Source organism: Aeromonas bivalvium (assembly GCF_046078285.1).
Taxonomy (GTDB): domain Bacteria; phylum Pseudomonadota; class Gammaproteobacteria; order Enterobacterales; family Aeromonadaceae; genus Aeromonas; species Aeromonas bivalvium.
The window spans coordinates 19,611-40,515 of record NZ_JBGXBV010000006.1 but is presented as its reverse complement, the minus strand read 5'-3'; the positions used below and the strand labels follow the sequence as shown (position 1 = coordinate 40,515).

Sequence of the window (20,905 nt, the reverse complement as noted above, 5' to 3'; positions counted from 1 at the left end):
CATTCTCCGCTCATCCCCGCTCGCCATGAACATCAAGCAGCTGCACTATTTTCATGAACTGGCCAGGCACCGCCACTTTGCCAAGGCCGCCAAGGCCTGCCACATCACCCAGCCCACCCTGTCGGCCAGCATCACGGCCCTGGAGAAGAACGTCGGCACCGATCTGGTGGTGCGCACCAGCCAGTTCGTCGCCCTCACCGAGGCCGGCGAGCTGGTGCGCCGCTATGCCGAGCGGATGCTGCTGGAGCAGGAGGCACTCAAGCAGGAGCTGGCACTGTTTCACGGCGAGCTTTCGGGTACCCTGCGCATCGGCATAGTGCCCCAGTCCAACGTCGACATCATGCCGCTCATCGCCCGGTGCAGGCAGTGCTACCCAGATATCGTCATCCGCCTGTCGGTGCTGAGCAACGAGGCGCTCATCTCCCAGCTGGAGCTGCACCAGTGCGACATAGGGTTGGGATTTGACCACAGCGGCGGCAAGCGCGCCTTTCATCTTTACCCCCAGGGCGACAACCGGATGGCGGTGCTGATGAGCCGGGCCAGCGCCCTGCCCCAGACGACCCCCATGCCCCTGGCCAGCCTGCAACACCAGCCCCTGGTGCTGCCCAGTCGCACCATGCAGTTTCGCACCTACCTGGACCTCGCCGCCGAGCGGGCCGGGATCACGCTGGACCTGGTGCTCGAGACCGACTCCCTGTTCCATCTGGTGAGCGCCGTGCGCCACGGCCTGGGCTGGGCCGTCGTCAGCGCCGGCCTCGCCCGCTCCGCCAGCCAGCTCGCGGATCTCGTCTGCCACCCCCTCGAGCCCCTAGAGGCGGGTCGCACCGTCTTCATGACACGCCAGCACAGCATCACCCCCGCCATGCGGGCCTTTCTCGGCCTGGTGACCCAGGAGGCCCCCTCTTCCCCCGAGTCCCCAGGTGGCGAGCGCCCCTCGCGCTGATCCCGGAAAAAACCAAGCCCGCCAATGGCGGGCTCGGATGCGGGGCGGCAGCGCGGGCGTCAGGTGGCCATCTGCTCGTGAGGGGCGCCGTGGTGGCGCAGCCAGGCGAAGCTCAGGGCCACGATCAGCACCATCAGGGTCATGATGATCCCGAGTCCCAGCTGCCCCTGCATGGGGAAAGTCGCGGCCAGCAGGGTCACGACACCGGCCCCCAGGTTCTGCATGCCCCCCAGGATGGCACCGGCGGTCCCCGCCTGACCCGGGAAGGGCTCGATGGCGCAGGAGGTGGCGGTCGGGTAGAGGATGCCGCTGCCGATGAAGTAGACCGCCGCCCCACCCACCAGGGAGGCCGCATTCACCACCCCCAACAACCCGGGCACCAGAATGATGAGGGACCCCAGCGCCAGGAAGATGATGCCAAGGCGCATCAGCCTGCCCTGACTCAGGCGAAAGCTGAGGCGGGCCGAGAGCCAGGCGCCGAACAGGTAGCCCGGCAGCGGCAGCACGAACAGCACGCTGACGGTGCGGGCGCTCAGTTTGAGCACGTCGCCGAGCAGTACCCCGGCCGCCGCCTCGAATACCGCCAGCCCCGCGAAGGTGGCCATCAGGCAGAGCAGGTTGCCCTGAAAGCGCGGGTTGCCGAGCACATGGCGATAGGCCGCCCGCACCCGCAGCGGCTGGCGACGTTCCTTCGGCAGTGTCTCGACGAACCAGGCCAGCAGCGCCAGTGTGGTCAGGGCGCCAAAGCCGAACAGGAACCAATAGCCGGCGCGCCAGTCGAACAGCTCGGTCAACCAGCCCCCCAGCACGGGGGCAAGCAGGGGGGAGAAGATCACCCCCATGCTCACCAGGCTGTTGGCGCGGTTGAGCTCGGCGCCGCTGTAGCGATCCCGCATCAGGGTGCGGCTCATGGCGCCACCGGCCCCTGTGCCCAGTCCCTGGATGAAGCTGCCCACCAGCAAGGCCGTCGCCGTCGGGATCAGCTGTATGGTCAGGGTCCCCAGCAGAAACACCATCATGCCGACGAGCAGCACGGGGCGGCGCCCCCACTTGTCAGAGACGGGGCCATAGACGAACTGGGAGAGGCCGTAGGGGATGAGATAGCAGGCCATCACCGCCTGCAAGGAGGCGGAGCTCACCCCCAGATCCGCCGCCATCACAGGGATGGAGGGCACATAGAGGGTCTGGGTCATCTGGCCCACGGCGACCATGAGGATGGTCAGGCAAAACAGGGGATAAAAGCTGTGCCGATTCATTTGCGCTCCACGACATCAAAAGCAGTGCGCTCCTCACCGCGGGGGAGGAGTGATTGTCAGATCTGGATGAGTAGTGACAACCCGGAGAACCCGGGCTGGCAGGGAGCAGATCAGCTCCCTTTAATGGCCGCCATGTTAGTGATTCGGATCACGAAACACGAACGAATCTTTGTAATCGCCTTGCCTTAGTTTTTCTAATATGACGGGGCAGTTGCCCCGTCCGTCGTGGCGGGTACCACCTTATCCGACCCGCGCCAGCTGCGGGGCGGGAGCCGGTTCTCCCAGTCGCAGGCAGCGCCCGGCCACCTTGCCTGCCAGCGCCTCGTCATGGGTCACCAGCAGCAGGGCGCAACCTATCTCCGCCAGTTCCCCCAGCAGGCAGGCGATGGTCTGCTGCTGGCTCAGGGGATCGAGCCGGGAACTGGGCTCGTCGGCAAACAGCAGCACGGGGCGCAGCAACAGGGCCCGGATCAGGGACAGCCGTTGCAGCTCCCCCCCGGAGACCTGGCTCGGCAGCCGGCTCAGCAGGCTCTCGTCGAGGCCGAGCCTCGCCAGATAGTCGGTGAGGGGCTGGCGGGGCAGCCGGTGCAGGCGCAGCAGATCGTCAAACTGGGTGGCGAGACGCACCCGGCTGGCGAAGGCCTGCACCGGATCCTGATAGAGCTTCTGCCAGCGGTGGGGGGCTATGCCCCCCTGGCGCAGCACCCTTCCTCGCAGCGGACGCTGCAACCCCAGCAGCACATTGCCGAGGGTGCTCTTGCCCGCACCGCTCGGCGCCATGATGGCGAGCCGCTCCCCCCGGGCCAGTGGCAGATCGAGCCCCTCGAACAGGGTCTGATCCCCGTAGCCCATGGCGAGCCCCTCCCCCCTGAGCAGCCAGTCGCCGGTCGGGGGATGCACGGCCTCGGGCCAGGCCGAGGGCTCCGCCGCCAGCAGGGCGCGGGTGTAGGCATGGGAAGGCGCCTGCAGCACCTGCTCGGCGGGCCCCTGCTCCACTATCTCACCCCCCTTGACCACCAGCACCCAGCCCCCCAGCGCCCGGGCCAGGGAGAGATCATGGGTAATGGTCAGCAGGTGACGCCCCTCGGTCAGATAGCCCTGCAGCAATGTCTGCAACCTGGCACCGGCCCGGCGGTCGAGCCCCTTGGTGGGCTCGTCGGCGATGAGCAGGCGCGCCTGCCCCAGGGTGGCGGCGGCAAAGGCGGCCCGTTGGGCCATGCCCCCGGAGAGCTGGTGCGGGAAGTGGCGCTCCCGTCCGGCAAGCCCGAGCCGCTCGAGGGCGTCCCGCGCCCGTGAGCGCGCCTCCTTGCCGCCCGCCAGCCAGCCCTCCTCCACCTGGGGCAGCAGCCCCATGGTGGGATCCAGCGCCAGCACCGGCTCCTGGGGCAGCATGGCCAGCTCCCGCCCCCAGAGGGCGCGCAGGGCCTGGGGGTCCGCCAGGCTGTGGCACAGGCCGCCCATCGCCATCTCGCCTCGGCCGCGCAGGGGGTCAGGCAGGGTCCCCATCAGGGCATGGGCCAGCAGGGATTTGCCCGAGCCGCTCTCCCCTATCAGGGTCAAGGCGCTGCCGGGATAGAGGGTGAGATCCAGCGCCTGCAGCAGGGTCTGTCGGCCGTCATCCACCTGCAGGCCCTTGATATGAATGGTCGTCATGGGGTGACTCCTTGTGGGGATCCGGGATGAAGCGTGCCCTTCTGATTGAGCAGCACCAGGGCCAGCAGCATGACTCCCATCACCAGTATGGGGGCCAGCAGCAGGCGGGGCGCCTCCTGATAGTGGGGCAGCGCCTCCGTCATCATCAGGCCGAGCTCAGGGGTGGGTGGCTGGATGCCCACCCCGACGAAGCCCAGTGTGGAGAGGGTCAGGATGGCCCCCGCGAGGCCAAAGGCCATCATGGTCAGCAGCTGGGGAGCCAGCTCGGGCCAGAGGTGGCGCCGCAGGATGTGGGCGTTGCCAAAACCCAGCAGCCGGGACGCCTCCACCTGGGGCGAGGCAAGCAGCGCCCGGCTGCGGGCCCGCACCACCCGGTAGTACTCCACCCACTGGGCCATGGCCAACCCGAGATAGAGGATGGCGAAGCCCCCCTGGGCCATGGCGGAGAAGAGCAGCACCAGCAGCAGGCTCGGCAGGGCCAGCACGCCGTCGGCCAGGCTGCGCAGCAGGCCGTCGACCCAGCCGCCGCGCCAGGCCGAGAGCCAGCCCAGCAGCGACCCCAGCAGGGCCGCCGTCAGGACGCACAGCATCCCCAGCAGCAGGGAGAGCCGGGTTGCCGCCGCGAGGCGCGCCATCAGGCTGCGGCCCATCTGATCCCGCCCGAGCGGCTCCTGCCAGGAGGGATCGGCCAGGAACTGCACCAGATCCTGGGCGGCGGGATCGGGCCAGAGCACGGGGCCCAGCAGGGCGAACAGCACCACCAGCAGGAGCAGGCTTGCTCCCGCCTTGACAGAGAAAGACATGATCAGGACTCCTTGGGACCGCGGGGATCGATGGCGAGGCAGAGCAGATCCGTCAGGGTATTGAGCAGCACGAAGAGCGCCGCCAGCACCAGCACTGTGCCCTGCACCATGGGGATGTCGCGCCAGAAGATGGCGTGCACCAGGGCATGACCGATGCCAGGCCAGGCGAACAGGCTTTCGACCACCACGACCCCCTCGATGAGCAGCACCAGCTGCACCCCTGTGTAGGCGATGACGCTGACCCCGGTATTGCGCAGGCCGTGACGCCTGAAGACCCGGGCGGGCGAGAGCCCCTTGGTGAGGGCGAAGCGGTAATAACCGGACTGCACCACGGTGAGCACGCTCTCGCGCACCACCCGGGAGAGCACACCCGAAAGCCCCAGCCCCAGGGTGAGGGCGGGCAACAGCAGGTTGCTCCCCTCCCCGTGACCGGCGGCGCTGACCCAGCCCAGCTCCACCGAGAGCAGCACCATGAGCACCAGGCCGAGCAGGAAGGGAGGCAGCGCGCGCATCAGCACGCTCCAGCCCAGGGTCAGGCGATCGCACCATCCCCCCGGACGCAGGGCGCTCAGGCTGCCGAGCGGCAGCGCCAGCAACAGGGCCAGGGCCACGGCGGCCACCGCCAGGGACAGGGTGGCCCCCAGGTGGTGGCCCACCTCGCTGGCCACAGGTGCGCCCGTCACCAGGGAGCTGCCAAGATCCCCCTGCAGCAGGGCGCCCAGCCAGTCAGTGAAGCGGGAGAGGGCCGAGCCGGCCAGTCCCAGCTCGCTTCGCACCGCGTTGGCGGCCTCGGCGGTGACATAGTCATAGCCGTAGCGGCCCGCGGCGATGCGAAAGGCGATGTCCCCGGGCAAGGATTGCACCATCAGAAAGCAGAGCCCGGCCACCAGCAGCGCCACCATCAGCGCCTGCACCAGGCGCTGGCCCAGTATTCCCATGACGGCAGAGAAGGGCGCCGCTGTCATTGTGCACTCCATGTCAGCTTGTCCAGACGGTAGCTGCGCTCCTGGGGATCCAGCTCAAAGCCCTTCAGCCCACGGCTGACCGCCGCGCTCTGGCGATACCAGGCGATGGGCAGGAGGGGCAACTCCTGCTGCAGGGTGGTGGCGATGTCACGGCGCAGTGCCGCGGCCTCCCCCGCGGGCAGTGTTTCCTTGCCAAGGCGGGCCAGTGTTTGCGCCATGGCCGGGGATTGCCAGTTCATCACCCCCCAGTCGGCACCGGCGGGGGCCAGATCCCCCAGCAGGGTGACCAGGGGATCCGGTACCAGGGCATAGTTGCGGGCATAGAGGCCGAGCTGGAGCGAGCCATCCTGATGACCGGCCGGGATCTCGCTCGAGTTGCCCACCGCCACCTTGAGATCCACCCCCACCGCCTTCCACTGCGCCTGCAGTGCCGTGGCCAGCAGGGGCAATTCAGGGCGATCCGGGAAGGTGCGCAGGGTCAGGGCGAAACGCTCCTCCCCCTTGTGCAGCACGCCATCCGCCCCCGGCTGCCAGCCTGCCGCCGCCAAGGCCGCCTGAGCCGCCTTGACGTCATAGGCGAGCGGGGTCAGCCCGGGTTGATGCCACTCCCCCAGGGTGGGAGGGAAGAGCTGGGTCGCCGCCATCTCGGGATCCCGCAGCAGGGCCGCCGCCATGCCACGGCGATCGATGGCGAGGCTGAGGGCGCGGCGCACCGCCGGATCCTTCAGAAGAGGATCGGCCCCATTGAGCTTGAGCTGTATGGTGCGCGGCAGGGTAACGGAGACGATGGAGACCCGGGGCGCCTGCTGCAAGCGGCGGATGCTGACCGGATCCAGCCCCCAGGCGATGTCGGCCTGACCGCTCTCGGCCATCAAGGTGCGGCTCTCGGCGCGGCCCACCGTCAGGTAGCTCACCTGCGAGATGGCAGGCTGGGGACCCTGCCAGCCATCGAAGCGCTCGGTCTCGACTCGCTGGGGCTGCTGCAACCGGGTGATGCGATAGGGGCCTGAGCCGATGACCTGGGTCACCTCCCCCTTGGCATCATAGGCCCCCTTCGCCAGGATCTGGGTGCTGGGGTGAGCCAGCACGGCGGCCAGGGGGGCGAAGGGGCCGGTGAGGGTGACCAGCAGGGCCCCCTCATGGGCCTCGATGGACGCGATGGGGGCGCTGGTCATGACGCCGGGCTTGCGCCATGCCTGCTGCAGGGCAAAGGCGACCTGCTCGGCGCTCACCTCGCTGCCATCGTGAAAGCGGGCCCCGGGACGCAGGGTGAATCGCCATTGCAGGCCATCCTCGGAGTGAGACCACTGGCTGGCGAGCCCGGGTTGCAGATTGCCCAGGCTGTCGACCTCCACCAGGGTCTCCGCCACCTGCATGCGGGTAAAGAAGACCCCGTTGCTGGCAGGGTCGACACTGTGGATCTCCCAGGGCCCCACCATGGCCAGCGGCTTGCCGTGAGCAACATTCATCCCGGCCATCAACACCAGGGCGCACCATCCCCAACGGGCGTGTATTTTTGTCATCCTTTCCATCCAAACGATAATGATTAGCAACCAAAGTGGTGCGTTATAACATAACAATTAATCGGAATGAATGACTTTTCATTTTTGATAGATGGCTTATTTGCAGCGGCAAAGGCGGAGCAGGTGAGCGGTCCAGCAGGCGTGAAGGGCGGGCAATGGGGCGGCAATCATAAAAAGCGATGGCCCGTCATAGGGCCATCGTCATCATCCTAGCGGGTCACCATCTGCTGCGCCCGCTTGACCTGATCCTCGGGGCTTTCGTTGCGCGGCGGAATGGTGATGCCCTTCTGGCAGGCGGGTCTGGCTTCCATGCGCGCCATCCAGGCCTGCAAATGCACCAAGCCCTCGATGGATACGCCGCTCCAGTCGTGAATGCGCACCCAGGGCCAGGTGGCGATGTCGGCGATGCTGTATTCGTCGGCCAGGTACTCATGGTGCACCAGGTGACCGTCGAGCACCTCGAACAGACGGCGCCCCTCCTTCTGGTAGCGCTCGATGGCCGCCGGGATCTTCTCGGGGAAGTAGCGATAGAAGACGTTGGCCTGCCCCATCATGGGGCCGACGCCGCCCATCTGGAACATCAGCCACTGGATGGCCTGGGAGCGGCGCTTGGGATCTTGCGGCAGCAGCTTGCCGGTTTTTTCCGCCAGATAGAGCAGGATGGCGCCGGATTCGAACACGGCGAAATCACCGTTGTCCCGATCGACGATGGCCGGGATGCGACCATTGGGGTTGATGGCCAGAAACTCGGGCTGCTTCTGCTCCATGGTCGAGAAATCCAGCGGGATCACCTGGTAAGGCAAGCCCAGCTCCTCGAGGGCGATCGACACCTTGAACCCGTTGGGGGTGGCGGCCGTGTAAAAATCGATCATCATCTTCTCCTTGGTTGTCTGGCACGGCGAGGGTGCCAGCAGGCTCATGGCAGGGTCGCGACTCAGGCCTGAGCACTGGGTCTGCTTGAGACCGCATCATACCAGCGTTTGAGGGCAGTCTGCTCATCGGCGATGTGCAGTTCCAGCGTTCTGGCGGCAAAATCTATGGCGCAGATGGCGAGGATGTCGGCGATGGTGAAGCGATCCCCCGCAATATAGGCGGATACTTGCAGTCTCTCTTCCAGCTTGGCAAACCACTGGCTCGCCAGCTGTTTGCACTCCTGGCCCCACTCGGGGAAGCAATTCTCACGGTCTTTGTAGAAGCCGGTGATGTGACGAAACGCCATGCCGGCTGGCAGCCAGAGATTGAACTCGATGAAGCGGCTCCACATCTCTATCTGGGCCCGCTCCAGCGCCGTGGTACCAAACAGGTTGTTTTCCGGATACAGCTCCTCGAAGTATCGACAGATGGCGACCGACTCGCTCAGATAGCTGCCATCGTCGAGGGCCAGCACGGGAATGCGCCCGACCGGGTTCTTGGCCAGGAACGCCGGGCTCAGGTTCTCGCCCCCGCCGAGATCGACCTGCTCATAGACCATGTCGACTCCTTTCTCCGCCAAGAACATCCGTACCCGGCGCGCATTGGGGGCACGCCGCAATTCATAGACTTTCATCCTGCTCTCCATTTCTAAACGAACAGTTAGAAATTAGTCTTATCTAAACGAGCGGTCAAGAATTTGTTATAGTCACGGCAGGAGGAAACATGGCACGCAAAACCGCATTCGATCCAGCCGAAAAGCTGGAACAAGCCATGACACTGTTCTGGCAAAAAGGCTATGAGGCGACCTCGATCCAGGATCTGGTGGATGCCTTGGGCATCAACCGTTTCAGCCTCTACAACAGCTTCGGTGACAAGCAGGCTCTGTTTCAGCTGGCACTCGATCACTATCTGGAGCAGGTCTCGCGCAAACGCATGGCGCCCTTGCTGTGCGACAAGGGCGGCCTGGCGGCGCTGTACGGCTGGCTCGATGCCCTGGCGCTGCGCCTGAGCCAACCCGACAATCCCGGCTGCTTCTTGCAAAATACCCAGCTGGGAGGCGCCATGGATCAACCCAGGGTGCGGGAGCGCATCCTGGATATGCATAGAGAGTTGCAGCAGGCCCTGGCCCATGCGTGTCAGGTGGCAATGCAAGAGGGAGACCTGGCCCCCAAGACAGATGTCGAGGCCCTGGCGCGCTTTCTGTTCGTCCATGTGCAGGGCTGGGTCCTGCTCGGGAAAGGGGGGGGCCATGACGACACCTTGCGCGCCGACATGACCACCCTCAGGCAACAGCTCGCCCTGTGGCAGCGTCACCCCATCACTGGGGAGCGAGAGCGCTAATTGAGGGAGCCCAGGGGGCTGCGTTGACGAAGCAGGCTCAGACGGGACAACAACGGGAAGTAGGATGCCAGTTTATCCACCAGCAGCCGACTGCTGGCCGGATCTTCCCACTCGTGGCCATCCATGACGATGCCGTTGGAGACGAAGTAATAGCGGGGATCGCGCACATCCGGTCCTCGCCGGGAACTGGCCCCGCCCGGACCTTGGCCCTCGCACACCAGCAGGGGCAGCACGGGCAGGCCGATGGCCTCCCCTGCCTCCCCCAGCACAGGCGCAGGCCAACCGGCCTCGTCGTCGAGCTGCAAGATGGCGGCCTCGTCGCGAGTCGGCTTCCATTGACTCGGGCTTGTCACCACGATGCGATTGAAATAGGGTTCGACATCGACGGACTCTTGCAATGCCCGCAGCAACCCGTTGACCGCCACTGACGACGGTTTTTGACTGACTAATGACAAGTTCATACGACACATCCCTATGAGTGATGGAGCTTGTTATTACACGTGCCAGTGGTCTGGCGAGACAAGATTAGACCAAATGGTCATCTAAAGTCAGCTCTCGCCGCGCACTATCCTTATCTCCCCCCGCCTCGGCAATATGAGTTGCTATCCTGGGACGGGCTGCTATAATTTCGCGTCCTTTTATCCCCGTTCTTTAACATCCAGTGGTGAACCTATGCATCCGATGCTGAATATCGCCGTGCGCGCTGCGCGCAACGCCGGTCAAGTAGTAGTAAAAGCCTTCTCCCAGCCTGAGAACATCGAGGCTATCCAGAAAGGCAGCAATGACTTCGTGACCAACGTTGACCGTGACGCCGAAGCGGCCATCATTCACACCATCAAAAAATCGTACCCGGAACACAGCATCGTCGCTGAAGAGTCTGGTGAGATTGCCGGTACCAATCCGGACTACCAATGGATCATCGACCCACTGGATGGCACGACCAACTTCGTCAAGGGCATTCCGCACTTTGCCGTCTCCATCGCCCTGCGCGTCAAGGGCAAGACCGAACAGGCCGTCGTCTACGATCCCATCCGTGACGAGCTCTTTACCGCGACCCGTGGTAACGGCGCCCAGCTAAACGGTTACCGCATCCGCGTCGGCAAGGCAAAAGACCTTTCCGGCACTGTGTTGGCCACCGGCTTCCCGTTCAAGCAGAAGCACCACATCGAGCCTTACCTCAAGATGTTCCAGAGCATGTTCGTGGAGTGTGCCGACATCCGCCGTGCCGGCTCCGCCGCCCTGGATCTGGCCTATGTGGCCGCCGGTCGTATCGACGGTTTCTGGGAAATCGGTCTCAAGCCCTGGGACACTGCCGCCGGTGAGCTGCTGGCCAAAGAGTCCGGCGCCATCGTCACCGACTTCGTCGGTGGTCACAACTACGAAAACTCCGGCAACATCGTCGTTGCCAACCCGCGCGTCCTCAAAGAGATGCTCGGCAAGATCCGTGAAAACCTGCCGGAGTCCCTGGCCAAGTAAGCCAGCCCACTCCCCAAAAACCCGGCCCAGGCCGGGTTTTTTTTATTTCTCTCTCCTCGTCTCATTTTTCCAACCAGGCGAGCCGCCATGGTAGGGCCGAGGGACAAGTTGGGCTATGATGGGCGCCCACCCTGCCCCCTCTTGCAATTGCATGTCGTTACAAGGAGCAACCCCATGATCAGACTCGCGGTGATCGGCACCAACTGGATCACAGAAAAATTCATCGAAGCGGCGCTGCTGAGCAAGGCCTTTCAGCTGACCGCCGTCTATTCGCGGCAGCGGACCAGCGCGGAGACCTTCGCCGCCCAGTATGATGATCCGGTCTGTTTCGACGATCTCGCCGAGTTCGCCGCCAGCCCCTGCTTCGATGCCGTCTACATCGCCAGTCCCAACTCCCTGCACTGCCCCCATACCCTGCAACTGCTCAAGGCGGGCAAGCACGTGATCTGCGAGAAGCCGCTCGGCTCCAACCTGAGCGAGGTCGAGGCCATGTACCGCTGCGCCCGGGAGCAGGGTGTGGTGCTGTTCGAGGCGTTCAAGACCGCCTACCTGCCTAATTTCCGCCTGCTGGCCGAACAGCTGCCCCGGCTCGGTCAGGCGCGCCGTGCCAGCTTCAGCTATTGCCAATACTCTTCCCGCTGGCCCAAATACCTCGCCGGCGAGCACCCCAACACCTTCAATCCCGCCTTCTCGAACGGCTCCATTATGGATATCGGCTACTACTGCGTGGCGAGCGCCGTCGCCCTGTTCGGTGCCCCCGAGCGGGTCACGGCCAGCGGCGAACTGCTGGAAACCGGGGTGGACATCCATGGCACTGTGCTGCTGCACTACCCGGCCTTCGAGCTGGTGATCAGCCACTCCAAGGTGTCCGACTCCTTCATCCCGAGCGAGATCCAGGGCAGCGAGGGGGCCTTCATCATAGAGCACCTCTCCGAGAGCACCGGCCTTACCTGGGTCGGCCGGGATGGCCAGCGTGAAGATCTGGGCCAGCCCCAGTCCGCCAACAGCATGATCTATGAGGCCAGCGCCTTCGCCGCCCAGATAGCCGCAGGCCAGATGGACGAGGCCGCCGTGGCGCGCTCCATCGAGACCGCCAGGATCATCACCCTGGTGCGGCAACAGGTCGGGGTACGCTTCCCGGCCGATCAAGCCTGACTGGATGCTCGGCGACAACAAGAGGCCCCGCACTGCGGGGCCTCTTTTTTTTTGCCTCTGACCTGTCTCCGGGCTCCTAGAGGGTCGCCGCCAGCTCGGCCAGCTGATCGGTGCACAGGCCCCAGCCGCTGTGAAACCCCATGGCCTCATGCTCCTGGCGATCCGCCTCGCTCCAGTGGCGTACCCATGCCCGGTAGCGGGTGCCCTCCCCCTCGGGAGTGAAGCTCAGGATCAGGGTCATGAAGGGGCGGGCCGACGGCAACCAGGGGCGCACATAGGCATCGGTGGAGACGATGCGCCGCCCCGGCTCCAGGGCCAGATAGACGCCGGGACAGGGGATCTTCTCCCCATTGGGGCCCCCCATCACCACCAGGCTGGCGCCCCCCACCCGCAGATCCAGCTCGGCGCTCAGGGTACGCCATGGCATGGGGGCAAACCAGCGCACCAACAGTGCGGGCTCGGTCCAGCAACGATAAAGCGCCTCCGGCGAGGCCGCGATCAGCCGCTCCAGCAGCAGATCCCGCTGCTGGTCAAACTCTTCATCCATCATGGCAGTGCTCCCTTGTGGCCCGGGCCGGGTCGGTAAAAAGGGGCGCCAAACAGGGCGCCGTCAGCTGACTCGCAGGGACAGGGGATGAACAGACTGGCCCCAGAGCCAGCACAGAGTATAAGCAAGGGGGTCAAGCGCGTCGGCCTGGAAGAGTCGGCTGGGCACGCGCCCTGGGCTCAGGCCAAGAAAGAGAGCTATTTCGCTACGGGACGTCAGCCCGGCACAGCCGCTCGGGGCCATGCCGGACCAATGAAGCAAGGCCCTGCGTCACTGCACCGGCTCCTCGCTCGCGGGCAGGGCCAGCCGCTCGAAGCGCACAGGGGGACACCTGGGGCTCAGCTCCTGATCATCTTGCACCGGCATGGAACGGTAACTGAGACGGTAGTGCCCTGGGCGGCTCAGATCATAGACCTGGGTCAGTTCGGCCTCGGCCTTGATCCGCTGCCTCGGGCCTATGATCAGCCGGTCATCGGCGCCAGGGGCGCCCCGCTTGGCCAGCGGTCCCTGGTAGGGGATGACCTGCTCATCCAGGGTCAGATCGATGGCGTCGGCAAACCAGCCTTCGAAGGGGGTAAACCAGCTCAGCACCTCCAGGGTATCTTCTCCCTGATTGCTGAGCGCCATGACCAGGGCCAGGGGCTCATCGACCCGGCTCTGGGCCCTGACGTCTAACTCGCACTGCAAGGCGCCCAGGCCAAGGGCGCTGCCGAGCAGGAGTGCCATCATGTTGCCTCCATCAAAAAGGGGGCCGAGGCCCCCTGTCGATTCACTGTTCGTTCGGGGTATTCTCGGCAAAATATTCATGGCTGTCGGCGTTGTTGAGCGCCGCGACCGGGTCCGTGCTCGCCAGGTTGCGGGCATTGGCTTGACCGTAACCCAGATCATCCGTGCCTGCCACCACATTGAAGTGGGTCAGCTCGTGGATGATGGTGCCGGCGCGGGAATCCGTGCCGGTATTGGCCGCACTCCAGAAACTCTTGCACAGATAGACCTTGTAGGGCTGATCCGGGTAGACGTAGGCAAAGTAGCTCTGCTTGCAGCCACAGTCGAAGGTGAGCGGTTTGTCCGCGATGGCTTCCCTCACCTTGTCGAAGTGACCCTCGGCCTGGCTCCAGCGGCTGGCGTCATAGGCGCCGAACCAGCTGCGATAACGCTGGCCATCGGGCTTGTCCACCGCCAGATAGGCGAGGGAGTCCGCTGTCATGGTGCCGGCGGCATCCAGGGCGGAAACGATCTGGCTCTTCTGGCTGTTGGTGCAGCGGCCGGTGAAACTCACCGAGCCCCCGGCGGCGGCCGGTTCGGCGATCTGGGCCTTGGCCAGTACCCGTTCGTCGCTCGCGACCCCGTCCAGCCAGAGGCTAACGGCGTTGGACTCCCCGGCATCGGCGGCCGCCTTGGCGCTACGCCCCCCCTTGGTGCTCCCCTCCCCCGGCAGCCGGGGCAGGCGATAGCGGATGCTGTACTCCCCCTGGGCGCTCATGTCGTAGAGGCCGGACACTTCCGCCTCCAGCACCAGGCTCTCGCCGGCGGCCAGGCGCTGGTAGTCCTGCGCCCCCGGCTGGGCACGCTTGATCAGGGCCCCCTGATAAGCCACGGGCTGACCATCGCGCTCCACCACAAACAGGGGGGCATCGTCCCCGCCCGGCAGCTGCCATTTGAGCAGCCGCACCGGCTTGCTGCCCTGGTTGGTCAGGGTCACCCGTACCCTCACATCCTCCCCTGCTCCCTCTTGCAGCGTCAGGTTGGCATCCAGATTCGCGGCGCAGAGGGGGGAACCCAGCAGGCCCGCCAGCAGCAGGGCTATCGGTGTCGCTTTCATCTTCTCTCCTTGAAATGATTGGTTTGCTTCCGGCCCTCTTTGGGGCCAAACCACCCTAAGTCAGATGCCCCCTGGCCCCCGCCCTCCATATGGGGGAAGCCCCTCCGTACGGGGGGCTCGGCAGAGGCCCCCCAGATGGCGGGGCCAAGGGGCCAGAAGACGGGGATGCGGCAGAGAGCGACGCCAGGCTGGCAAAAGCGAGCCACAAAAAACCCCGATGCGGGATCGGGGTTGGCTGAGTCAGAGGAAGGGCAGGCCTGGCGGGTTCAGATGCGACGTTCTTGCGCCAGCAGGGCCAGGGCAGGCAGGGCGTTGGCGGGCATCAGCAGATGTCCCTTGTGATGCTTCACCCGGGTCTGTTTTTTGTTGCCCTGGCCGATGAGCAGGCCGTGGCACTGCGCGAACCGGGCCAGCTGCTGCTCGTCGCCGCGCACATAGAGAGTGAGCGGCGCCACCAGTTCATCCCCCGCCAGGGCGCTGGCCAGCTCGGCGGCGCAGATGACGATGGAGGCCTGTCCCTGGCTTGCGAGCCTGGCCTTGCCATCGAGCGCGTACTCGGTGATCCGCTGCCAGCCCGCCTGCTCGCAGTCGTCCAGCAGCGCCATCAGACGGGCTCCCAGCCCCTCCCTCGCCGCCTGGCTGTAGTGACGCACGATGCGCGACAGCAATCCCTTGAGATCGGCCCCCGCCCCCTGGGTGCGCGCCTGCTGCACCCAGCCCTTGAGATCCTCCATCACCAGGCGGGAGAAGCGCTTCTCCTTGAGGGAATCGGCGAGCCAGAGGCTCAGAAAGTGGCTCTCCTGAGCCTGGGTGCGGGGGGCGCGCCCTGCCCCGGTGCGGGCCAGTTCGGCCAGACTGGCGTTGGCCATCTCCAGCAGGGCCTGGTTATAGGTTTGCACTCTCACATCGCTCATCACGACTCCTGGGCAGATCCGGGGAGGCTCACAAGCCTCGTCATCAAAAAGGCGCCGAGGCGCCTTTGAACAGGGTAGACACCGGCCGGGGGATCCCCCGGCGGCCCTCGACTTACTTGGCCTTGCGGGCCGTCTTGCGCAGACGGGCACGCTGGCTCTGCAGCTTGGCCTCGGCCATCACCTGGGCGGCGGCGTTGTCAGCACGCTGGGGCTTCTTGCCAAAGCGGCGACGCTCCTGCAGCTGCTTGATGAGCTCGTCCCGGCTGCTCACCTCGTAGCCCGGCACCATGATGCGGCGGATCTTCTGACCGATCAGTGCCTCTATCTCCAGCAGGGTACGCTCTTCCTCGCGGCTGACGAAGGAGATGGCCATGCCGCTCTTGCCGGCGCGGCCGGTGCGGCCGATGCGGTGGACGTAATCCTCGGCCAGGAAGGGCAGGTCATAGTTGACCACGTATTCCAGGTTCGGGATATCCAGGCCCCGGGCCGCCACCTCGGTGGAGACCAGCACCCGCACCTTGCCTTCCATGAACTCGCGCAGGGCGCGGCGACGGCTGCCCTGGGCCTTCTCGCCGTGGACCACGGCGGCCTTGATGCCATCGAGGTTGAGCTCTGCCACCAGTTCGTCACAGCTGTCGCGGGTGCTGGCAAACACCAGCACCTGCTGCCAGTTCTTGGTACCGACCAGCTCGGAGAGCAGCTCGCGCTTGCGCTTTTGCTCCACCGGATAGACGGTGTGGCTCACGGTGTCGGCGGTGGAATTCTGCTTGTTGACGCTGACGATCTGCGGCTTGTCCAGCATCACCTTGGCCAGCTTCTTGACGCCATCGGAGAAGGTGGCGGAGAAGAGCAGGCTCTGGCGCGCCTTGTTGACCGCTTGCAGGATCTGCTGCACATCGGCGCTGAACCCCATGTCGAGGATACGGTCCGCTTCGTCCAGCACCAGGGTCTCGACCCCGGAGAGGCTGAGGTTGCAGGCGGTGAGGTGCTCGAGCAGCCGCCCCGGGGTCGCCACTATGATGTGGGCACCGGCCTTGAGGCGACGGGCCTGCACGTCCTGCTTGCCGCCGCCGACGATGGTCAGCACGCCGAGATCCAGGTACTTGGCAAAATCCTTGATGTTGCTCGCCACCTGGGCCGCCAGCTCGCGGGTCGGGGTCAGGATCAGCACCCGGGTGTTGGACGGCTGCACCGGCGCGGGGTTGTCTACCAGGCGCTGCAGTATGGGCAGGGCGAAGGCGGCCGTCTTGCCGGTCCCGGTCTGGGCGCTGGCCAGCACATCCTGACCACGGCGTATGGACGGGATCGCCTGTTGCTGCACAGGGGTCATCTCCTGATAACCACACTCCGAGACGGCGCGCAAAATCTCGGGGGCAAAATCGAATGATTCAAATTTCATCATGGGTTTCCTGTGTTCCAGCAAAGCTGTCGTTGTCTGCGGCCCGGCGGGCCACTGGGGATGCCAGGGATCGGCCTGGCCTGACAGGGTCTGCAGGCGAGCCGGAAAATGGCGGGCGCGGAGTGTAACAAATTTTCGGCGCCAATGCGTGGCAAATAATCGCCCCGGCAAGCCCCCGGCCCCATCTGGCGGGCGAGGACGCGGCGCGGCAGGCCCGGGATCCCTTTTCTGGCCCAACCAGGGCGGCGCGGCGATGAACGCCGCCGGTTCCTGAGGTAGACTCGAACCATCCTCGCCCGGACCGGGCGCCATCACAGGGAAGAGGTATGGGATCGACGCCATTTGACCACAGACGCACGCCGCGCCATGGGGCCGCCGGGCGCATCTCGCTGCTGGCCATCAGCTGCTGGGCCCTGCCCGCCCTGGCCGCAGACGGCGCCGTCGATGCCCGCTTGCAGGAGCGTGCCAATGCCGTGGTCTCCCTGATGACCTTCAACGTGATCCCCGACATCACCTCCAGCAATCTGGATATCTCGGGGGGCAGCGGTCAACAGGCGGCATTGACCATGAGCCAGCTGGGTGGGGGGGCCACCATGAGCAAGGAGGTCCCCATCTATCTGGAAGGCAACCTGGGCTACAGCCGCTACGACCCCAAGTTCGTCATCAGCCAGGGGGCAGAGAGCCGCTTTATCCCGGCCAAATGGAACAGCCTGACCGCCACCGGCGGCATCGGCTGGGACTTCACCATAGCCCCCAACTGGGTACTGCGCCCCATCGCCAATTTTTCCCTTGGCACTGTGGCGAGCGACATCCAGATAGGCAACTGGTACCTCAATCGCAAGACGGGGCGCGGCCTCGATTTTCTCGATAACGGCCGACTCAACGTCTATGGTCTCGGCGGCTCCCTCATGCTCGACTACGAGCTGTTTTCCGACAGCCAGGATATCGACGCCGAGTTTCGCTACTCCTTCCTTCATCTGCAAAGCACCTTTGGCACCAGCCCGAGTGTCAGGGGCGAGGCGAACGCCGAGAACATCGGCATCTATCTGCGCCGCCGAGCCCCCCTGTTTGAGTGGACCCTGCTCGATCGGCCGCTGCGCTATGTGCTGGAGGGAGCCCGCACCGAATACCTGGGGGATCAGCGGGGCCTGCTCGGCTTCAACGCCCTCAACTCCATCGGGGTCGGTTTCGAGCTCGACTCCAGCAAATACCAGGTGCTGGTCACCCGCACCCGCCTCATGTACCGCTTCATGTTCGGCAACAACACCAGCGGCTACGCCATCGGTCTGGCGATGAGTTTCTGACGGCGAAAACCCCAACGAGAACGAGGTAGCATGATGAAAGTGACCAAGACGCAGATTGATGAGCTGCTCGCCACCTTGCAGGCCCGCTTCGAGCGGCACCAGCATCGCCACCAGGGGATCACCTGGTCACAGGTGCGCGCCAGACTCGATGCCAGCCCCCAGTCGCTGCGCTCGCTCCACGAGATGGAGAGCAGCGGCGGTGAGCCCGATGTCATCGGCCAGGATCGCCAGAGCGGGCAGTTTCTCTTCTGTGACTGCAGCGCCGAGAGTCCAAGTGGACGCAGGAGCCTCTGTTATGACGGCGCGGCACTGGCGTCGAGAAAGGAGAACAAGCCCGCAGGCTGCGCGACCGAGCTGGCCGCCAAGATGGGCATCTCACTGCTGACGGAGGCCGAATATCGGGCGCTGCAGACCCTGGGCTGCTTCGATGCCAAGACATCGAGCTGGATACAGACCCCGGAGGCGATCAGGACGCTCGGCGGCGCCCTGTTCTGCGATCGCCGCTACGACAGCGTGTTCCTGTACCACAACGGCCCCCAGTCCTACTATGCCGCCAGAGGCTTTCGCGGCCTGCTGCGGGTCTAGTACGCCGAGCGACAGAGACAGGCAACCGGTCAAGGCGCAAGTTCCCCAGATGCAGCAAGCTGCGCCCTCTCGAGGCTGGCCCCTTCAACAAGACACCATGGAGACTCGGTGAAATGGACTTCACTGCCGTTATTGCTCCTTTGCTATCCTCCCTCGGCTATCTGCTCCCCCTGCTGCTGATTGCCGTTCTGATCAAGACCCCCTGGTTCAAGGGGATGGTCGGGGAGTGGGTGATCAATCTCGGCCTCCGTCTCTTGCTCGACCAGCGGGAATATCACCTGCTCAAGGACGTGACCCTGCCCATCCCCCAGGGCAGCACCCAGATAGACCATGTCATTGTGTCGCGCTTCGGGATCTTCGTGATCGAGACCAAGAACATGAAGGGCTGGATCGTCGGCAACCCGGCCCATAAACGCTGGACCCAGCAGATCTATCGCCGCAGGCACAGCTTTCAGAACCCCCTGCACCAGAATCACCTGCACATGATGACCCTCAAATCCCTGCTGGGGTTGGCGGACCATCAGCTTCATTCTGTCATCTGCTTTATTGGCGATTGCACCTTCAAGACCCCCATGCCGGACAACGTCATGCACCGTGGATTGATTCGCCATATCAAAGGGAAGACCACACCTGTCTTGACCCCGGCCGAGGTCATCCGGGTGGTCGAGACCATACAGCAGGAACGACTGGCTCCCAACTGGCAGACCCACAGACAGCATGTGGCCCAGCTGAAGGCGCGCCACGGCGAGGCGCCACGCAAGCCGTTGTTCGCAGCCGCACAACCTGAGGAGAAGGGGAAGGTGCCCTCCCCTGTCACCCGCCAACCGCTCGATGATCCGGGTCCGTCTTGCCCAAGATGTGGCAATGCCATGGTCTTGCGTACCGCCAGCCGGGGAGAAAACAGAGGCAATCAGTTCTGGGGATGCAGCGGCTACCCGACATGCAGGGGGATGCTGACCCTGGCGAAGACGCGCCATGGCGCGGCGACACAGGACACCAGGGCCTGAGCCCTGAACATGCGGTTGGAACTGAAACAAGGGCGGCCCATGGGCCGCCCTTGTTACTTTCGGCGATCAGCGAATGGTCGCCATCTTTCTGACGCAGGCCTGCTCCCTGTCATCCACCCGCTTGGCGAACCAGGCGGTGGTGAGGTTACGGGTGATCTTGGGGCTCTTTAGCTGGATGCCGGGCAAGATGGCGCGAGGCTGGCGCTTGCCCGCCTGCTGGTCGGCCAGGGCGAAGACCCTGTGGTAGAGGTCGGTCTTGGCAAACTCGCTGCTGTCTCCCAGCTTCAGGCTCTGGTGGATGGCCTGCTTGCTCATGTTGACGCGGCTGGCGATGCTGTGGACCGCCAGCTCCGTCTTGCCGGGCAGATCCGAGTCGTAGCGGACGAGATCCCCGTCCAGGGCCAGGGGCTTGCCGCTGACCCGGCTCACCGCGGCCTGGAAGGCGGCGTTGCGGCTCGCGTACCAGCCTGCATTGAAGTCGGCGAAACGGTAGAGGGTGTCCGGGTAGTCGGCGGGATAGCCGAAGATGTGCCTGGTGCCAAACCAGATGCCGCCACGGCGGGTGAACACCTCGTGGCGGATGGACTCCTTGACGGGATAGGGGTAGCCCCGGGCGTTGGCCTCGGCAAAGGCCACGCTCACCTGCATGGGGCCGCCGGTGCGCACCGGATTGAGGTCGCCAAAGAGCCGTCTGCCCATGGGCAGCATGCCTATCATGTCCTCGAAGATCTCGCTCATCTCCCGCTCGGTGCGAAGCTTGTCGATGCGTTCGGCATAGCTCTTGCCAGTGGGGGAATTGATGGAGAGGGCCGTGCGCACCACGAACTCGGGGATGAGCAGCTTGGCAGCCCGGGCGTTGATCTCCTTCCAGGCAATCTTGTTGAGGTTGGGCACCACGGGATCCGCCTGATAGGTGGCCTCCTGCTCCGCCACCGCCAGCACGCTGCAGACATTGTGATCGCTCACCGTCAACCCCTGCGTCGAGAGCGCAGTCACCACGTCGTTGGCCCAGCCCGCCTTGTCTGGCACCTGGCGCGGCAGGAAGCGCACGATGCGGCTCTTCATGTCGGCCGGTTTTTGCGGCTGCATCGCCTTGGGCAGCTTGGCGATGGCCGCCGCATCCTGTACCGGGGCAAGGGGTTCGCTGGCGCAGCCCGCCAGCACGGCGGCAGCCAGCAGTGCGCCGAGGCGCCAGAGAGCGAAGGAATAACGGTGAGAGGGGATCATGAAGGCTTCCTAGGGTGCGGGCCCCTCATCCCGGATGGGGGCCCCGAACGCAAACAGGGGGCCATTGTAGTGG

Annotated in this window: 21 protein-coding genes; 7 read left to right on the top strand and 14 right to left on the bottom strand. The window is 65.0% G+C overall.

Annotated elements, in window-relative coordinates; all coding sequences use genetic code 11:
• The first annotated feature begins 25 nt into the window (after positions 1–25).
• The gene (locus ACEUCR_RS14470) at positions 26–943 is read left to right on the top strand and encodes a LysR family transcriptional regulator (RefSeq protein ID WP_111873045.1); all 918 of its coding nucleotides are present in this window, start codon (positions 26–28) and stop codon (positions 941–943) included.
• Positions 944–1,002: 59 nt separating this feature from the next.
• Here ACEUCR_RS14470 and emrD read toward each other — a convergent pair whose 3' ends face one another.
• The 7 genes from emrD to ACEUCR_RS14435 all read right to left on the bottom strand — a co-directional run bounded on the left by emrD (position 1,003) and on the right by ACEUCR_RS14435 (position 8,689).
• Positions 1,003–2,199, bottom strand: a complete 1,197-nt coding sequence (gene emrD / locus ACEUCR_RS14465) for a multidrug efflux MFS transporter EmrD (protein ID WP_392444834.1) — start codon at positions 2,197–2,199, stop codon at positions 1,003–1,005.
• Positions 2,200–2,439: 240 nt separating this feature from the next.
• Entirely contained in the window at positions 2,440–3,852 is a 1,413-nt protein-coding gene (locus ACEUCR_RS14460; protein ID WP_408791027.1) for an ABC transporter ATP-binding protein, read from the bottom strand.
• On the bottom strand, positions 3,849–4,655 hold the full coding sequence (locus ACEUCR_RS14455; protein WP_042649305.1) for an ABC transporter permease: 807 nt from the start codon (positions 4,653–4,655) through the stop codon (positions 3,849–3,851). The genes ACEUCR_RS14460 and ACEUCR_RS14455 overlap by 4 nt, the downstream gene beginning before the upstream one ends.
• 2 nt (positions 4,656–4,657) lie before the next feature.
• Positions 4,658–5,620 carry an ABC transporter permease gene (locus ACEUCR_RS14450; protein ID WP_408791023.1) on the bottom strand — a complete coding sequence of 321 codons (963 nt, stop codon included), beginning with the start codon at positions 5,618–5,620 and terminating at the stop codon, positions 4,658–4,660.
• Positions 5,617–7,143 (bottom strand): ABC transporter substrate-binding protein, encoded by a 1,527-nt coding sequence (locus ACEUCR_RS14445; RefSeq protein WP_408791020.1) that lies wholly within the window; start codon positions 7,141–7,143, stop codon positions 5,617–5,619. The genes ACEUCR_RS14450 and ACEUCR_RS14445 overlap by 4 nt, the downstream gene beginning before the upstream one ends.
• A 209-nt stretch (positions 7,144–7,352) precedes the next feature.
• Positions 7,353–8,015, bottom strand: a complete 663-nt coding sequence (locus ACEUCR_RS14440) for a glutathione S-transferase family protein (protein WP_408791216.1) — start codon at positions 8,013–8,015, stop codon at positions 7,353–7,355.
• A gap of 62 nt (positions 8,016–8,077) precedes the next feature.
• Entirely contained in the window at positions 8,078–8,689 is a 612-nt protein-coding gene (locus ACEUCR_RS14435) for a glutathione S-transferase family protein (RefSeq protein WP_041999370.1), read from the bottom strand.
• An 89-nt stretch (positions 8,690–8,778) separates the two neighbouring features.
• Between ACEUCR_RS14435 and ACEUCR_RS14430 the strand changes: the two genes are divergently transcribed.
• A complete protein-coding gene (locus tag ACEUCR_RS14430; RefSeq protein WP_408791017.1) occupies positions 8,779–9,396 on the top strand; it encodes a TetR/AcrR family transcriptional regulator in 618 nt (205 codons plus the stop codon).
• Here the strand turns inward: ACEUCR_RS14430 and ACEUCR_RS14425 are convergent.
• Positions 9,393–9,857, bottom strand: a complete 465-nt coding sequence (locus ACEUCR_RS14425; protein ID WP_408791014.1) for a hypothetical protein — start codon at positions 9,855–9,857, stop codon at positions 9,393–9,395. The two genes, ACEUCR_RS14430 and ACEUCR_RS14425, sit on opposite strands and share 4 nt — an antisense overlap.
• A 211-nt stretch (positions 9,858–10,068) precedes the next feature.
• On the opposite strand from ACEUCR_RS14425, the gene suhB reads away from it, so the two are divergent.
• Both suhB and ACEUCR_RS14415 read left to right on the top strand, forming a co-directional pair.
• Positions 10,069–10,872 carry an inositol-1-monophosphatase gene (gene suhB / locus ACEUCR_RS14420; RefSeq protein WP_041999362.1) on the top strand — a complete coding sequence of 268 codons (804 nt, stop codon included), beginning with the start codon at positions 10,069–10,071 and terminating at the stop codon, positions 10,870–10,872.
• Between the two features lie 174 nt (positions 10,873–11,046).
• Positions 11,047–12,027 carry a Gfo/Idh/MocA family protein gene (locus ACEUCR_RS14415; protein ID WP_408791011.1) on the top strand — a complete coding sequence of 327 codons (981 nt, stop codon included), beginning with the start codon at positions 11,047–11,049 and terminating at the stop codon, positions 12,025–12,027.
• 76 nt (positions 12,028–12,103) lie between these two features.
• Here the strand turns inward: ACEUCR_RS14415 and ACEUCR_RS14410 are convergent, their stop codons facing one another.
• From ACEUCR_RS14410 to ACEUCR_RS14390, 5 genes are all read right to left on the bottom strand, one after another.
• Positions 12,104–12,577, bottom strand: coding sequence for an SRPBCC family protein (locus tag ACEUCR_RS14410; protein WP_041999353.1), 474 nt, complete (start codon positions 12,575–12,577; stop codon positions 12,104–12,106).
• 267 nt (positions 12,578–12,844) lie between these two features.
• Positions 12,845–13,303, bottom strand: coding sequence for a protease (locus ACEUCR_RS14405; RefSeq protein ID WP_408791009.1), 459 nt, complete (start codon positions 13,301–13,303; stop codon positions 12,845–12,847).
• A gap of 40 nt (positions 13,304–13,343) precedes the next feature.
• Positions 13,344–14,396 (bottom strand): M35 family metallo-endopeptidase, encoded by a 1,053-nt coding sequence (locus ACEUCR_RS14400; RefSeq protein ID WP_408791006.1) that lies wholly within the window; start codon positions 14,394–14,396, stop codon positions 13,344–13,346.
• 266 nt (positions 14,397–14,662) lie between these two features.
• Positions 14,663–15,301, bottom strand: a complete 639-nt coding sequence (locus ACEUCR_RS14395) for a DUF2913 family protein (RefSeq protein ID WP_408791213.1) — start codon at positions 15,299–15,301, stop codon at positions 14,663–14,665.
• A 121-nt stretch (positions 15,302–15,422) separates the two neighbouring features.
• The gene (locus ACEUCR_RS14390; protein WP_162625796.1) at positions 15,423–16,709 is read right to left on the bottom strand and encodes a DEAD/DEAH box helicase; all 1,287 of its coding nucleotides are present in this window, start codon (positions 16,707–16,709) and stop codon (positions 15,423–15,425) included.
• A 326-nt stretch (positions 16,710–17,035) separates the two neighbouring features.
• Between ACEUCR_RS14390 and ACEUCR_RS14385 the strand changes: the two genes are divergently transcribed.
• The 3 genes from ACEUCR_RS14385 (at position 17,036) to ACEUCR_RS14375 (ending at position 19,605) form a co-directional block, all read left to right on the top strand.
• Positions 17,036–18,013: a hypothetical protein gene (locus tag ACEUCR_RS14385; RefSeq protein WP_408791003.1), complete on the top strand. Its 978-nt coding sequence runs from the start codon at positions 17,036–17,038 to the stop codon at positions 18,011–18,013.
• 30 nt (positions 18,014–18,043) lie between these two features.
• Positions 18,044–18,598, top strand: coding sequence for a DUF4256 domain-containing protein (locus tag ACEUCR_RS14380; RefSeq protein ID WP_408747174.1), 555 nt, complete (start codon positions 18,044–18,046; stop codon positions 18,596–18,598).
• 113 nt (positions 18,599–18,711) lie between these two features.
• Positions 18,712–19,605 carry a nuclease-related domain-containing protein gene (locus tag ACEUCR_RS14375; protein WP_408791001.1) on the top strand — a complete coding sequence of 298 codons (894 nt, stop codon included), beginning with the start codon at positions 18,712–18,714 and terminating at the stop codon, positions 19,603–19,605.
• 66 nt (positions 19,606–19,671) lie between these two features.
• Here ACEUCR_RS14375 and ACEUCR_RS14370 read toward each other — a convergent pair whose 3' ends face one another.
• Positions 19,672–20,832 (bottom strand): DUF1615 domain-containing protein, encoded by a 1,161-nt coding sequence (locus ACEUCR_RS14370; protein ID WP_408760446.1) that lies wholly within the window; start codon positions 20,830–20,832, stop codon positions 19,672–19,674.
• Positions 20,833–20,905 lie beyond the last annotated feature (73 nt).

Coding starts and splice junctions, on each gene's coding strand:
- ACEUCR_RS14470 (WP_111873045.1), top strand. CDS start 26: ATGAACATCAAGCAGCTGCACTATTTTCATGAACTGGCCAGGCACCGC.
- ACEUCR_RS14445 (WP_408791020.1), bottom strand. CDS start 7,143: ATGACAAAAATACACGCCCGTTGGGGATGGTGCGCCCTGGTGTTGATG.
- ACEUCR_RS14460 (WP_408791027.1), bottom strand. CDS start 3,852: ATGACGACCATTCATATCAAGGGCCTGCAGGTGGATGACGGCCGACAG.
- ACEUCR_RS14440 (WP_408791216.1), bottom strand. CDS start 8,015: ATGATCGATTTTTACACGGCCGCCACCCCCAACGGGTTCAAGGTGTCG.
- ACEUCR_RS14435 (WP_041999370.1), bottom strand. CDS start 8,689: ATGAAAGTCTATGAATTGCGGCGTGCCCCCAATGCGCGCCGGGTACGG.
- ACEUCR_RS14405 (WP_408791009.1), bottom strand. CDS start 13,303: ATGATGGCACTCCTGCTCGGCAGCGCCCTTGGCCTGGGCGCCTTGCAG.
- suhB (WP_041999362.1), top strand. CDS start 10,069: ATGCATCCGATGCTGAATATCGCCGTGCGCGCTGCGCGCAACGCCGGT.
- ACEUCR_RS14375 (WP_408791001.1), top strand. CDS start 18,712: ATGGACTTCACTGCCGTTATTGCTCCTTTGCTATCCTCCCTCGGCTAT.
- emrD (WP_392444834.1), bottom strand. CDS start 2,199: ATGAATCGGCACAGCTTTTATCCCCTGTTTTGCCTGACCATCCTCATG.
- ACEUCR_RS14385 (WP_408791003.1), top strand. CDS start 17,036: ATGGGATCGACGCCATTTGACCACAGACGCACGCCGCGCCATGGGGCC.
- ACEUCR_RS14425 (WP_408791014.1), bottom strand. CDS start 9,857: ATGAACTTGTCATTAGTCAGTCAAAAACCGTCGTCAGTGGCGGTCAAC.
- ACEUCR_RS14370 (WP_408760446.1), bottom strand. CDS start 20,832: ATGATCCCCTCTCACCGTTATTCCTTCGCTCTCTGGCGCCTCGGCGCA.
- ACEUCR_RS14410 (WP_041999353.1), bottom strand. CDS start 12,577: ATGATGGATGAAGAGTTTGACCAGCAGCGGGATCTGCTGCTGGAGCGG.
- ACEUCR_RS14390 (WP_162625796.1), bottom strand. CDS start 16,709: ATGAAATTTGAATCATTCGATTTTGCCCCCGAGATTTTGCGCGCCGTC.
- ACEUCR_RS14450 (WP_408791023.1), bottom strand. CDS start 5,620: ATGACAGCGGCGCCCTTCTCTGCCGTCATGGGAATACTGGGCCAGCGC.
- ACEUCR_RS14400 (WP_408791006.1), bottom strand. CDS start 14,396: ATGAAAGCGACACCGATAGCCCTGCTGCTGGCGGGCCTGCTGGGTTCC.
- ACEUCR_RS14455 (WP_042649305.1), bottom strand. CDS start 4,655: ATGTCTTTCTCTGTCAAGGCGGGAGCAAGCCTGCTCCTGCTGGTGGTG.
- ACEUCR_RS14430 (WP_408791017.1), top strand. CDS start 8,779: ATGGCACGCAAAACCGCATTCGATCCAGCCGAAAAGCTGGAACAAGCC.
- ACEUCR_RS14380 (WP_408747174.1), top strand. CDS start 18,044: ATGATGAAAGTGACCAAGACGCAGATTGATGAGCTGCTCGCCACCTTG.
- ACEUCR_RS14415 (WP_408791011.1), top strand. CDS start 11,047: ATGATCAGACTCGCGGTGATCGGCACCAACTGGATCACAGAAAAATTC.